Origin of the sequence: Ramlibacter monticola (genome assembly GCF_016722785.1) — a bacterium.
Lineage (GTDB): Bacteria > Pseudomonadota > Gammaproteobacteria > Burkholderiales > Burkholderiaceae_C > Ramlibacter > Ramlibacter monticola.
Genome location: NZ_JAEQNE010000001.1, coordinates 1,038,120 through 1,049,759, shown reverse-complemented (window position 1 = coordinate 1,049,759; position 11,640 = coordinate 1,038,120). Strand labels below are relative to the sequence as shown.

The window sequence follows — 11,640 nt, the reverse complement described above, 5'->3', positions numbered from 1 at the left end:
GCCCGCTCAGGCGGGCTGCACGGAGCGCGCCATCCGCTTCAGTTCCGGCACGCAGGAGCCGCAGTTGGTGCCGCAGCGCAGGTCCGCCTGCAGCGAAGCCAGCCGCGCCTCGGCCGGACCGGCGCTGCTCGCCAGGTGCCGCGCGATCGCGTCGGCCTCCACACCGAAGCAGCTGCAGACCTGCTTGCCCTTGGCCACGGGGGCGAGCGGCGGCCGGGCGCCCGTCGCGAGCAGGCGGCGGCCATAGGCCCCGGCGGGCAATTGCTGCAGCAGCAGGGTCTTGAGCCAGCCCTCGGCGCTGGTGTCGCCGGCCAGCAGGAGGGCCTCCACGCGCAGGTCCTCGTCCTGCCGCTGGACGCCCACCGCGCGGCGCTGGCCCTTGCGCGCGTCCGCGTAGCGCAGCGTCTCCATCGCGTCCAGGCCGAGCAGCTGCTCCAGTTGCTGCAGCACTTCGTCCGGCGGCGCCTCGTAGGCGGCGGCGCGGAACAGGAGCCCGCTGCGCTCGTGCGCCGCCGCCTGCTCCAGCGGCGCGCTGCCGGAAAACGGCACGCAGGTCGCGAAGGGAAACAGCGCCATCAGCGCCTTGAGCTTCTCGCGGGTGGCGAGCACGTCCTCCCGCGGCAGCCAGCCCAGCGCCAGCAGGGTCCAGGGCAGTTCGGCCTTGAGGATCTTCACCGCCGCGTGCTTCAGCTCGGGCTGCTTGGACGTCGGGCAGTACGCGGACGTGGTGATCGCGTTGACGCCCGCCAGCGGCTCGCCGGTGCTGGAGAGGCCGGTCAGGAATTCCGCGCCCCAGTGCATCGCGATGAAGGCCTGGCTGAGGCCGATCTCGCTGCTGGCCTGCACCGGCAGCACGAGCGAGCCGCGCTTCGAGGTGACGTGGACCAGGTCGCCTTCGGCCAGCCGCAGGCGTTCCAGGTCCTGCGGATGCATCTGCACCGCCGGTTCGGGGACGTGGCCGAACAGCCGGCCCAACGTGCCGGTGCGGCTCATGCCGTGCCACTGGTCGCGCAGGCGCCCCGTGAGCAGGGCGAAGGGGTAGCGCGACTCGCGCGGTTCCGCGGGCGGCCGGTAGCCCACCGCCGCGAAGCGCGCCCTGCCATCCGGCGTGGGGAACACGCCGTCCTCGTAGAGGCGCGCCCGGCCCGTGCTCGCGGATTGCGGGAAGGGCCATTGCTGCGGGGCCTGCTCCAGCCCCGTGTAGTCGAGGCCGGTGATGTCCAGGTCGCGGCCGCGGGTGCTCTCGCGGTGCTCCAGCCAGATCGCCTCGGGCGTCTCGTAGGGGAACAGCGACGGCCCGTTGCGCCGGCCTTCCAGCCGGCGCGCGAAATCGACCGCGATCGCCCAGTCGTGCCGGGCCTCGCCCGGCGCGGTCACGGCGGCCCGCACGCGGCTGATGCGCCGCTCGCTGTTGGTGACCGTGCCTTCCTTTTCGCCCCAGGTGCTCGCGGGAAGCAGCAGGTCGGCGTAGTCGCAGGTGGCGGTGGTCGCGAAGGCCTCCTGCACCACGACCAGCTCGGCGCGTTCCAGCGCGCGCCGCACCGTCTTCTGGTCCGGCATCGACTGCGCGGGGTTGGTGCAGGCGATCCACAGCGCCTTGATCTCGCCGTCGGCGGCGGCCTGGAACATCTCCACCGCGGTCTTGCCGGGAAGCTCCGGCACCGAGGGCACGCCCCAGAAGGCGGCGATCTCGGCACGGTGCGCCGGGTCGGCCAGGTCCCGGTGCGCCGACAGCAGGTTGGCCAGCCCGCCGACCTCGCGCCCGCCCATCGCGTTGGGCTGGCCCGTGAGCGAGAACGGACCCGCGCCCGGCCGGCCGATCTGCGCGGTGGCGAGGTGCAGGTTGATCAGGGCGGCGTTCTTCGCCGTGCCGCTGGTGGATTGGTTGAGGCCCTGGCAGTAGAGGCTCAGCGTGGCGGGCGAGGTGGCGAACCAGCGCGCGGCCGTGAACAGGTCTTCCCGGGCCAGGCCGCAGGTCTGCGCCACCAGTTCCGGCGTGCATTCGCGCACCAGCGCCTTCAGCGCGTCGAAGCCGCTCGTGTGCGCCGCGATGTAATCCGGTCGGGTCCAGCCTTCCCACAGCATGATGTGCAGCAGCCCGTGGAACAGCATCACGTCGGTGCCGGGCAGGATGGGCAGGTAGAGGTCCGCAAGTTCGGCCGTGTCGGTGCGGCGCGGGTCGCAGACGATGATCTTCGCCTGCGGCCGCCGCGCCTTCGCTTCCTCGACGCGGCGGAACAGGACCGGGTGCGCGTAGGCCGCGTTGCTGCCGACGATGAAGATGCAGTCGGCATGGTCCACGTCGTCGTAGCAGGTGGGGGGCGCGTCGGCGCCCAGCGTCATCTTGTAGCCCGCGACCGCGCTGCTCATGCACAGGCGCGAGTTGGTGTCGATGTTGTTGGTGGCGAGCAGGCCCTTGGCCAGCTTGTTGAAGACGTAGTAGTCCTCGGTGAGCAGCTGGCCCGAGATATAGAAGCCGACCGCGTCCGGCCCGTGCTCGAAGACGATCTGGTGGAAGGATTCGGCGGCGAAGTCCAGCGCCGCGTCCCACGAGACGCGCTGCGGCGCCGCCCCGCGGCGCTCGCGCCGCATCGGGTGCAGCAAGCGCACCTGCCGCGTCACCTCCGGTGCGGCGGTGAGGTGCAGCGTCGAGCCCTTGGTGCACAGCCGGCCGAAGTTGGCGGGATGGGCCGGGTCCCCGCGCACGCCGGTGATCCGGTCGCCCTCGGACTGGATGATCACCCCGCAGCCTACGCCGCAGTACGGGCACGTGCTTCTTGTTTCCTTCATGGCCCATCCAGCCCGTACGGAGGCGTTTCTGTGACTCGCAATGCGATGCGCCGCTGCGCGGCGAGATCGCAGTAGGGGCAGGTGGACCGTGTTTCAGCCATGCTTCGCGCAAGGTCCGGCCACCGGCGGCTGCTCGTCGAGCGCCAGCGTCGCGAGCTCCACCGGGTCGAGCATCACCTGCCCCTCCTGCACGCGGCAGGAGAAGCGCTGCGTGCAGCCCTCGTCGGGCGCCTTCGCCTTGCCGTCCTCCAGCCCGATCGTCCAGTTGTGCAGCGGGCAGGCCACGCTGGTGCCGAACACGATGCCCTGCGACAGCGGCCCGCCCTTGTGCGGGCAGCGATCGAGCAGGGCGAAGACCTGGTCCTCGCCGTTGCGGAACACCGCCACGTCCATGCCGCGCTCGCGCGCCACGCGCCGGGCGCCGAGCACCGGGATGTCCTCCACGCGGCAGATCACCGTCCAGTCGTTGCCTTTCATGCCACCTGTCCTTCTTCGAGTTGCAGCTTCGCGAACTGGCGGGTGTCGAGCGCCGCCTTGTCGTGGTCGAACCAGGGATCGGGCTCGCCGTCGAGGGCGAACTGCAGCCGCTCCCACAGGGCCCTGCGGCCTTCGTGGTCCTCCAGGACCTTCTTCTTGACGTAGTCCAGGCCCACGCGCTGCAGGTAGTGCACCGTCCGCTCCAGGTACCAGCCTTCCTCGCGGTACAGCTGGAGGAAGGCGCCGCTGTACTCCAGCACCTCCTCCTTCGTCTTCACCTTGCAGAAGAACTGGCCGGCCTCGGTCTTGATGCCGCCGTTGCCGCCGACGTAGATCTCCCAGCCGGAATCGACGCCGATCACGCCCACGTCCTTGATGCCCGACTCGGCGCAGTTGCGCGGGCAGCCGGACACGGCCAGCTTCACCTTGTGCGGCGCGTACATGCGCCACAGCGCCCGCTCCAGGTCCTTGCCCATCTGGGTGGAGTCCTGGGTGCCGAAGCGGCACCATTCACTGCCGACGCAGGTCTTGACCGTGCGCAGCGCCTTCGCATAGGCGTGGCCCGAAGGCATGCCGAGGTCCTGCCAGACGTTGCGCAGGTCCTCCTTCTTCACGCCCAGCAGGTCGATGCGCTGGCCGCCCGTGACCTTCACCGTGGGGATCTGGTACTTGTCGACGACGTCCGCGATGCGGCGCAGTTCGGCCGCGGTCGTCTCGCCGCCCCACATGCGCGGGATCACCGAGTAGCTGCCGTCCTTCTGGATGTTGGCGTGGCTGCGCTCGTTGATGTAGCGCGACTGCGGATCGTCCCTGGCCTCCTTGGGCCAGGTGGAGATCAGGTAGTAGTTCAGCGCGGGGCGGCAGGAGGAGCAGCCATCGGGCGTGCGCCACTCCATGAACCTCATGGTGCCGGCGATGGTGAGGAGGCGGTTGTTGCGGATCGCGTCGCGCACTTCCTGGTGGCTGTGGTCGGTGCAGCCGCACAGCGCCTTCTTCTTGGGCGCCGCGGAGTAGTCGCCGCCGGCCGTGAACATGATGATCTGTTCCACCAGGCCCGTGCAGGAGCCGCAGGAGGCGCTGGCCTTGGTGTGCCTGCGCACCTCGTCCAGGGTGAACAGGCCCTTCTCCTTGATCGTCTTGCAGATCGTGCCCTTGCTCACGCCGTTGCAGCCGCAGACCTCGTCGCCGTCGGCCATGCAGGCGGCCTTGCTCTGGCCCTGGTGGCCGGCGTCGCCCAGGTTGGACTCGCCGAACATCAGCTTGTCGCGGATGTCGCCGACGCTGCGGCCCTCGCGCAGCAGCTTGAAGTACCAGCTGCCGTCCACCGTGTCGCCGTAGAGGCAGGCGCCCACCAGCTTGTCGCCCCTGAGCACCAGCTTCTTGTAGACGCCACCGAAGGGATCGCTCATCACGATCTCCTCCGTGCCTTCGCCGCCCATGAAGTCGCCGGCGGAGAACAGGTCGATGCCGGTGACCTTCAGCTTGGTGGAGGTGAGCGAGCCGGTGTAGCGGCCGATGCCGAACTGCGCCAGGTGGTTGGCCGCCACCTTGGCCTGCTCGAACAACGGGGCCACCAGGCCATAGGCGATGCCGCGGTGGGCGGCGCATTCGCCCACCGAGTAGATGCGGGCGTCGGTGACGGTCTGCATCGTGTCGTGCACCACGATGCCGCGGTTGCAGTGGATGCCGGCGGCTTCGGCCAGTTGCGTGTTGGGACGGATGCCGACGGCCATCACCACCAGGTCGGCGTCGACTTCGCGGCCGTCCTTGAACTTCACGGACTTCACCCGGCCGTCCTCGCCGCCCACGAGTTCCTGCGTGTGCGCCCCGATCAGGAACTTCAGGCCGCGTTCCTCCAGCGACTTCTGCAGCAGCCGGCCGGCCACGTCGTCGAGCTGGCGCTCCATCAGCCAGGGCATCACGTGCACCACGGTGACGTCCATGCCGCGCTTCATGAGGCCGTTGGCCGCTTCGAGGCCCAGCAGGCCGCCGCCGATCACGACGGCGCTGCGGTATTTCTGCGCCGCCTCGATCATGGCGTTGGTGTCGGCGATGTCGCGGTAGGCGATCACGCCCTCGAGGTCCTTGCCGGGCACGGGCAGGAGGAAGGGATTGGAGCCGGTGCACAGCAGGAGGCGGTCGTATTCCTCCTCGGTGCCGTCCTCGGCGCGCACGATGCGCTTCACCCGGTCGATCTGCACCACCTTCCTGCCGGCGTGCAGGCGGATGCGGTTCTGTTCGTACCACTCCCAGGAGTTCAGGACGATCTCGTCCAGCGTCTGCTCGCCGGCGAGCACCGGCGACAGCAGGATGCGGTTGTAGTTCGGGTGCGGCTCGGCACCGAACACGGCGACGTCGTACAGCTCGGGCGCGATCTTCAGCAGTTCCTCGATCGTGCGCACGCCGGCCATGCCGTTGCCGATCATCACGAGCTTCATCTTCTTCACGGGTGTGACTCCTGGTGGTGACGTAACAGGAAAGCACACCTCTTTGTGCGCGCGGCCGGCGGTACGGTGCACGGCCCGGGTGCAGCATTGCACCCGATACCGGCCCGATTGCAGGGACCGTGCCAGCCGCTGGCGGCCGGCAGTGCACTATGCTTGCGCGGTCTTCCGAGCCAACGCCGTGACTACCGTTCTTCTCCTGAAAACGCCCGATCCTGGTGCCCCCGCGCTCGTCGCCGACTTCACGGCGGCGGGATTCGAGGTGCGCGGCGAGGGCGATTGCGCCCACCTGGTGCGCGAAACCCTGCGTGCGGCGCCCGACGTGCTGGTGTGCTGGGCGCCGCGCCCCACATCGGAACTCCTGCAGTCGGTCGCGACCCTGCAGGCCCAGCAGCCGGTGCCCGTGCTCTGGTTCACGCAGGACGGCGGCGTCGAATGGATGCAGCGTGCACTGGAAGCGGGCGTGCACGCCTGGGTGGTGCAGGGCTACGGGCCGGCGCGGCTGCGCCCGCTGGTGCACCTGGCGCTGGCGCGCGAGGCGCACGAGCGCGCGCTGCGGTCCCGGGCCGCGGAGCTGGCCGACAAGCTGGAGGAGCGCAAGTGGATCGACAAGGCCAAGGGGGTGCTGATGCGGGCCCAGCAGGTCGGCGAGGAAGAGGCGTTCCAGCTGCTGCGCAACGCCTCGATGCAGGGCAACCAGCGCGTGGGCCAGGTGTCGCGGCAGGTGATCGAGGCCGCCCGCATCGCGCAGGCGATCAACCGGGCCGGGCAGCAGCGCATGCTGTCGCAGCGGCTGGTGAAGCTCTACGCCCTGGCCTGCAGCCGGACGGAAGGGGCCGCCGCGGGGGCGCTGATGCGCGAGTCGATCCAGCGGGTGGAGGACAACCTCGCCTCCCTGCAATCCGACCTGTCGGCGGCCAGCTACGGCGACCTGCTGGCGGCGGCGCGGGAGGGCTGGCAGGCCCTGCGGCAGTCGCTGGAGGCGCCGCCGCGGGCGACGGAACTCGCGCGGCTTGACCGGCAGGCCGACACGGTGGTGGCGCAGGCGAATGCGCTGGTGCTGGCGCTGGAGTCCTCGGGCGCGGCGACGACCGTGCAGGCGATCAACGTGGCCGGAGCGCTGCGCTGGCGCTCGCAGCGCATGGCGAAGCTGGCGCTGATGCAGGGCACGGGCGGCGACAAGGCGGCCCTGGCGGCCGCCATGGAGCAGACCGCGGCGGAGTTCGAAGAAGGGCTGGCGGCGCTGCAGCAGGCGCCCTTGTCGACGCCGCTGATCCGGTCGATGCTGGAGCACGGCGAGTCGGCCTGGAAGGAGCTGCGCGCCGCGGTTCCGGGGGCGGACCGGGCGGCAGGGCGGATGAAGCTGGCGGCGGCGAGCGAGGAGTTGTTCGAGCTGTTCGACCAGCTCACGGAGGCGTACCAGCACAGCATCCAGGTGCTGATGGGGGGCTGAAAGCAGGTTCTTGGTGCGTTCAACGGGTCAGCGCAACACCAAGGCTGCGAATCTATCAGCGGGCGTTGCGAAGCCTAGGGTCTTCCGTGGCCGCGTATTGAGTTGGTGGACCTCGCGCCCCTCGGGCCGGACCAGCCCGTGTCTGTCCGTCTCAGCGACTGTCCCCCGGCGCGGATGAGAGCCGTTGCTCGTGCTGGCGCCGCGCCCGCGCCTCCTCCTTTATGTCGCTGAGCCGGACAGCCACGGACTGGTCCTGCAGCGTGTCGATCGCAAGCGTGCGGCTTTGGTTGGCGCGGTCGACGACGCTCGAAGCGCGCTCACCGATGGACGGTGCGCTCGCGCCCGCGCCGCGGAGGACCAGGGCGTGACCGTCCGACTCGGCGACATCAAGGAGGAGGCGCGGGCGCGGCGCCAAACCGGGGCACGCTTTTCATCCGCGCCGGGGGACAGTCGCAGAGGCGGACGGTCACGTCCTGGTCCGGGTCGGAGGCAACCGGCGAACCGTGGTAGCCATCGGCCGCCCTTCTCTTGGTCTCTCCGGAATGCGGTGAAGAGCCTGAAAGTCCAGCGACGGCCTGCTGTCCTCTGCGTCCGGGCCTTGTCTTTTTCCCTTACCGACGCTCCAGGTCGATGCACACGACGGCCGGCTGCCGGTTCCACTTCAGGGTGACGACGTAAGGGTGCTTCCTCACCCGCGCCTGCACCCCCGTGCTGCCATGCAGCTTGAGCGGCACCGAGATCTGCAGGGCCGATCCCAGCGTCTTGCGGGCATTCCCGCCCAGCGTGTTGGCGATCTCGCCCACCGCGTCGAGCAGGTTCGGCTGCGAGAGGTCGGTCTCGCCCTGCAGCAGCAGCAGTTCCTTCAGCAGCGCTCCCGGCGTCGACACGATCACGTGCCCGTTGTAGGCCCCCGAGAAGGTGACGATGCCGTTGTAGTCGTAGCCCTGCAGCTCGCCGGTGGCGAGGAAGGCGGAGGTGATCCGCGGCTCGTGGCGGGTCAGCACCTTGAAGTACTGGCGCACCGACTCCACGAAGAGCTCGAGTTCGCCGGCGTTCAGCGAGTCCATCGCCTCACTTGCCTTCCATCACGTCGAGCAGCGCGAGCTTCAGCTCGTCGTCGCTGAACGGCTTGGCCACGAAGCCGCGGGCGCCCAGGCGCAGCGCCTGGATGGCGGTCGATTTGTCCGAGAGCGCGCTGACCACCAGGATGCGGGTGCGCGGCAGCATCCGCAGCATCTCGGCGAGGCATTCCACGCCGTCCATCTCCGGCATGGTCAGGTCCATGGTCACCAGGTCCGGGCGGGTGGCGCGCGCCACCCGCAGGGCCTCCGCGCCGTTGCGGGCCACGGCCACCACGCTGAGGCCGGCGAGGCCGCCGCCCTGCACGAGCCGCAGGATGCGGGAGCGGATCATGTTGGAATCGTCCACGACGAGAAGGCGCATGGGCGCTGCTTTCATGCGGGGAAGCGGATCCTGAATTCCGTGTACGCGCCGGGCGTGGAGGCCAGGGTGATCCGCGCCCCCAGCTTCTGCACGTTGGCCTGCACCACGTCCAGCCCGACGCCGCGGCCGGCGTGCAGCGACAGCGCGTCGGCGGTGGAGAAGCCCGGCTTGAAGATGTACGACACGACCTGGCGGTCGGGCAGCGTGTCCAGCTGCTCCTGCGTGTACCAGCCCAGTTCCAGCAAGCGCTCGCGAATCCGCGGCGCCGACAGCCCCGCGCCGTCGTCGCGCACTACGAGCACCCATTCGCCCTCGGCGCGCGTGAGGCGCGCCACCACCTTGCCTGCCTCCGGCTTGCCCCGCTCGATGCGCTCCGCCGATGGCTCGATGCCGTGGGTGATCGCATTGCGCAGCAACTGCACGGCGATCTCCCGCAGCAGGTCGGCCTGCGGGGGCGGGAGGTCGGCCAGCGCGCCCAGGGCCACCGTCGGCTGCACCTTCCTGCCGGCGTCGCCCGCCACGTGCTCCGCCAGCCTGGCGAGCATGGCATTGATCGTGGTGCCGCCGCGCGGGGGCTCCTCGGTGGCGGCGCGGCGCTGCAGGCCCGTGAGCGAGCGCAGCGCGCCGACCTTGTGCAGCATTTCCTCCAGCGGCAGCGGCAGGGTGAGCAGGGCCTGGCCCAGGTCGCCGGCGCCGCCCTGGCGGATGCGGTCGAGCGCATCCTCGAACTGGTGCGCGTGGGCGGCGAGGGTCTCCAGGCCCAGCGTCGCCGCGTCGCCCTTGATGGCGTGCACCCGGCGGCGCGCCTCGTCGATGCCCCTCAGGACCGCGGTCTCGCCCTGCGCGCCCGAGGTGGCGCGCAGCATTTCGTTGATCCCCAGCAGGTGGGCCTCGGCCCGGCCGACGAACTGGGCCAGCATGGTGGGATCCGCGTGCACCGCCTTCAGCAGCATCTCGAATTCCTTCTGCGAGCGCTGGCGTTCCGACGCCAGCGCGCGCTCCAGCTCGATGCGGGCGGAGACGTCCTGCACCGTCACCAGCAGGTGCCGCACCGCGCCGCCCTCGACCACCCGGTTGAAATGGAAGGACAGGTGCCGGATCACTTCGTGGCCGAGGCGGTGGTGCACCCGGGCCTCGACCTCCGACAGCGGATTGATGCCCTGGACCAGCGCCTCCTTCACGTGCGGTGCGAACAGGAGCTGCACGTAGTCGCGGGCATCGGCCAAGGCCCTGGCGTCCAGCAAGGGTTCCAGCAGGGCGAAGAAGTCCTGCCCCGGTTCCAGCGGACGCCCGAACAGGCCCTGGGCCGAGCGCGACACCTGCGAGCCGAGCCGGAAGTCCGGCGTGAGCAGGAACAGGCCCTCGCGCACCGACTGCAGGATCGCGCGGTTTTCCTCGTCCACCGCCTCGATGGCGGCGTCCGAGGTCTGCAGGCGGCGCAGGAACTTGAACAGGATGAAGGCGAAGTTCAGCAGCGCCAGCACGATGCCGGCCGTCTGCACCAGGCGCAGCGTGCTGGCCCGAGAGGCGCCGAGCACCTGCGTCTCGGTCACGAAGTCGTTGGCGGCGTCCAGCAGCCGGAGGTTGTTCGCCTGGCTGTAGGCGAGGGCGGCCGACAGCTCCCCGGGGCCGAAGCCGTCCTGCATCAGGGGCAGCAGCTTCTCGTAATAGGGTTGCCAGAGGGCGTCGACCCGGGCCTCGAGTTCGCGTCCGCGCGGTGAGGTCACGGCGGCCAGGAACACCGGCTTGCCGTCGCCGCCGGGAACGGTGGCGCCCGCCTTGAAGGCCGCGTGCGACAGCTCGAAGATCCTCGCTCCCGCCCGCAACTCCGCCAGCGTCCCGGGCTCGTAGGGCCGGCCGGCCGCGCGGGCGGCGTCGAGCTCCAGCAGGGTGCGGGCGATGCGCTGCGACACGTAGCGCTGGCGTCCCGCGAGGTTGATCGCGACCGTGTCCTGGTCGATCTGGAACGAGGTGTAGAAATTCAGCACCAGCACGCCCAGGTCGAACAGCAGGAACAGGGCGACCGCGACGACGATCTCGCGGTACTTGCCGAAGGAAAAGCCCGGACGGACCCGCGACCGCGCGTCCGCGGCCGGGCGGGCCTTGTGCGGACGGGCAGCGTCCAGGGGCAGCACGGCAGCCATCGAACTCCCTTCTTCCCGTCCCGGCGGCCCGGACCTCAGGCGACCGCCTTTTCCTTCTTCGAGAAGCTGCCCGCCGCGCGCGGCGAGATCGGCTCCACCTTGCGCTGCTTCTCGTACAGGAAGGAGAGGATCTCCTGCCGGCAGTGGTTGTAGACCTTGTCCTCGGCCAGGTCGATGCGGTTGCGCGGGCGTTCCAGCGGCACGTCCATGATCTGCCCGACGGTCGCGGCGGGGCCGTTGGTCATCATCACCACGCGGTCCGACATCAGCACCGCCTCGTCGACGTCGTGCGTGATCATCATGACCGTGTTGCCCAGCTCGGACTGGATGCGGATCACCTCGTCCTGCAGGTGCGCGCGGGTGAGGGCGTCGAGCGCGCCGAAGGGCTCATCGAGCAGCAGCACCTTGGGCTCCATGGCCAGCGCCCGGGCGATGCCCACGCGCTGCTTCATGCCGCCGGAGATCTGCGAGGGCAGCCGGTCCAGCGCGTGCGACATGTTGACCATCGCGAGGTTGTGCAGGATCCAGTCCCTGCGTTCGGCCGGCGTGCGCGTCTCGCGGAAGATCTTGTCCACCGCGATCTCCACGTTCTGGTAGACGGTGAGCCAGGGCAGCAGCGAGTGGTTCTGGAACACCACGGCGCGGTCGGGCCCGGGCGCGTCGACCTCGCGGTTGTCCAGCAGCACCCCGCCGGACGTGGCCTTCAGCAGGCCGGCCACGATGTTCAGGACGGTGGACTTGCCGCAGCCCGAATGGCCGATCAGGGAGATGTATTCGCCGCGCCGCACGGCGAGGTCGATGCCCTTGAGGACGGGGTTGCCGCCGTTCGGGCCAGGGAAGGTCATGTCGACCCGGGACAGCGAGAGGTAGGCTTTGCTCATGATGGAAC

Annotated in this window: 8 protein-coding genes; 1 reads left to right on the top strand and 7 read right to left on the bottom strand. The window is 70.1% G+C overall.

The window, feature by feature from the left end; all coding sequences use genetic code 11:
- Positions 1-6 precede the first annotated feature (6 nt).
- The 3 genes from JJ685_RS04945 to nirB all read right to left on the bottom strand — a co-directional run bounded on the left by JJ685_RS04945 (position 7) and on the right by nirB (position 5,705).
- Positions 7-2,790 carry a nitrate reductase gene (locus JJ685_RS04945; protein ID WP_201673083.1) on the bottom strand — a complete coding sequence of 928 codons (2,784 nt, stop codon included), beginning with the start codon at positions 2,788-2,790 and terminating at the stop codon, positions 7-9.
- 93 nt (positions 2,791-2,883) lie between these two features.
- Positions 2,884-3,267 (bottom strand): nitrite reductase small subunit NirD, encoded by a 384-nt coding sequence (nirD, locus tag JJ685_RS04940; RefSeq protein WP_201673082.1) that lies wholly within the window; start codon positions 3,265-3,267, stop codon positions 2,884-2,886.
- Entirely contained in the window at positions 3,264-5,705 is a 2,442-nt protein-coding gene (nirB, locus tag JJ685_RS04935; RefSeq protein WP_201673694.1) for a nitrite reductase large subunit NirB, read from the bottom strand. Before nirB ends, nirD begins: the two co-directional genes overlap by 4 nt.
- 187 nt (positions 5,706-5,892) lie before the next feature.
- Between nirB and JJ685_RS29645 the strand changes: the two genes are divergently transcribed.
- Positions 5,893-7,164 carry a type IV pili methyl-accepting chemotaxis transducer N-terminal domain-containing protein gene (locus JJ685_RS29645; RefSeq protein WP_201673081.1) on the top strand — a complete coding sequence of 424 codons (1,272 nt, stop codon included), beginning with the start codon at positions 5,893-5,895 and terminating at the stop codon, positions 7,162-7,164.
- 611 nt (positions 7,165-7,775) lie between these two features.
- Here the strand turns inward: JJ685_RS29645 and JJ685_RS04925 are convergent.
- From JJ685_RS04925 to JJ685_RS04910, 4 genes are read right to left on the bottom strand one after another with little or no spacing between them, the layout of a single operon-like run.
- A complete protein-coding gene (locus tag JJ685_RS04925) occupies positions 7,776-8,231 on the bottom strand; it encodes a chemotaxis protein CheX (RefSeq protein ID WP_201673080.1) in 456 nt (151 codons plus the stop codon).
- A 4-nt stretch (positions 8,232-8,235) separates the two neighbouring features.
- A complete protein-coding gene (locus tag JJ685_RS04920) occupies positions 8,236-8,622 on the bottom strand; it encodes a response regulator transcription factor (RefSeq protein ID WP_236598677.1) in 387 nt (128 codons plus the stop codon).
- Positions 8,619-10,751: an ATP-binding protein gene (locus tag JJ685_RS04915; protein WP_201673079.1), complete on the bottom strand. Its 2,133-nt coding sequence runs from the start codon at positions 10,749-10,751 to the stop codon at positions 8,619-8,621. The genes JJ685_RS04920 and JJ685_RS04915 overlap by 4 nt, the downstream gene beginning before the upstream one ends.
- A gap of 35 nt (positions 10,752-10,786) precedes the next feature.
- Complete coding sequence (locus JJ685_RS04910; protein ID WP_201673078.1) at positions 10,787-11,632, bottom strand: ABC transporter ATP-binding protein; 846 nt, start codon at positions 11,630-11,632, stop codon at positions 10,787-10,789.
- Positions 11,633-11,640 lie beyond the last annotated feature (8 nt).